Origin of the sequence: Brevibacterium sp. S22 (assembly GCF_004745485.1) — a bacterium.
Taxonomy (GTDB): Bacteria; Actinomycetota; Actinomycetes; order Actinomycetales; family Brevibacteriaceae; genus Brevibacterium.
Window position 1 is genome coordinate 1 of the sequence record NZ_RHFG01000064.1, and the last position, 1293, is coordinate 1293.

General features: G+C 61.3%; 1 protein-coding gene and 1 pseudogene. Both read left to right on the forward strand.

Annotated features, from left to right (window positions below):
* Positions 1-69: 69 nt before the first annotated feature.
* Positions 70-246 (forward strand): annotated as a pseudogene (locus EB835_RS20735) (transposase); the annotation flags it as partial.
* Positions 195-1259: an IS3 family transposase gene (locus EB835_RS20150; protein ID WP_240688888.1), complete on the forward strand. Its 1065-nt coding sequence runs from the start codon at positions 195-197 to the stop codon at positions 1257-1259. The pseudogene EB835_RS20735 and the gene EB835_RS20150, both read left to right, overlap by 52 nt.
* The last annotated feature ends 34 nt before the right edge of the window (positions 1260-1293 follow it).

A 1293-nucleotide genomic window follows, 5' to 3' on the forward strand; every position in this document is an offset into this window, starting at 1 on the left:
GGGACTGATGCAGGGTTAGGTGACATCTAATCTGGCTTGTTCATAGGCAAGCCTGGAAGGATAGACACCATGCCACAGCCCTACCCGAAAGAATTCCGCGACGACGTCATCCAGGTCGCTTTGAACCGGGACTCGAAGACGACGATCGGACAGATCGCCAAGGACTTCGGAGTCCACGAAGGCACCATCAACAAATGGATCCGCCAAGCAGAAATCGATGCCGGCAACAAACCCGGCAACACCAGCGACGAGTCCGCCGAACTACGAGAGATGCGTCGGCGCAATCGTCTGCTGGAGCAGGAGAACGAGGTCCTACGCCGCGCGGCCGCCTATCTGTCACAGGCGAACCTGCCGTCAAAAGGCTCTACCCGCTCGTGAGAGAGCTCGCCGTCGACGGGATCCCCGTCGCGGTGTCGTGCCGGGTATTGAAGCTCTCCCGCCAGCCCTACTACCGGTGGCTGGCCGCGCCTGTCCCTGATACCGATCTCGTTGAGGCATATCGGGCCAATGCGCTCTTCGATGCCCACCGTGATGATCCCGAGTTCGGGTACCGATACCTCGCCGACGAAGCCGAAGCGGCCGGCCAACCCATGGCGGCACGCACTGCGTGGCGGTTGTGTTCGGCCAATGCCTGGTTCTCGGCCTTCGGCAAGGGCCGGGCCAAGAACGGGAAGAAACCCGGCCCACCCGTTCACGACGATCTGTGCGCGGTTGTCGATGCCGACGGGCGGACCAGGCACGAGTTTCGAGCTGATGGCCCGAACCAGCTGTGGTTGACCGACATTTCGGAGCACCATACGAATGAGGGCAAGCTGTACCTCTGCGCGGTCAAGGACGCCTACTCGTCACGCATCGTCGGCTATTCGATCAGCTCGAGGATGAAGGCGCGCCTGGCCGTTGATGCCCTCGAGATGGCTGTGACCAGGCGCGGTGACGTGGGCGGATGCGTGACCCACAGCGACCGCGGCAGCCAATTCAGATCGAAGAAATTCACTCGGGCTTTGGCCCGTCACGGCATCATCGGGTCGATGGGACGAGTCGGCGCAGCGGGCGATAACGCGGCCATGGAATCGTTCTTCGCCCTGTTGCAGAAGAACGTTCTCGACCGTCGCCGGTGGGTCACTCGCGACCAGTTGAGAATCGCGATCGTGACCTGGATCGAGCGGACATATCACCGACGTCGCCGACAAGCCCGGTTGGGTCGATTGACACCAGTAGAGTACGAAGCAATCATAGAGCCAGCTGCACTCGCAGCATGACACTCACGCTGTCACCCTTCTTTGCATCAGTCCC

What these genes read in the sequence shown, in the direction of transcription:
- EB835_RS20150 (WP_240688888.1), top strand. Translation starts at nt 195, where the DNA reads ATGGATCCGCCAAGCAGAAATCGATGCCGGCAACAAACCCGGCAACAC.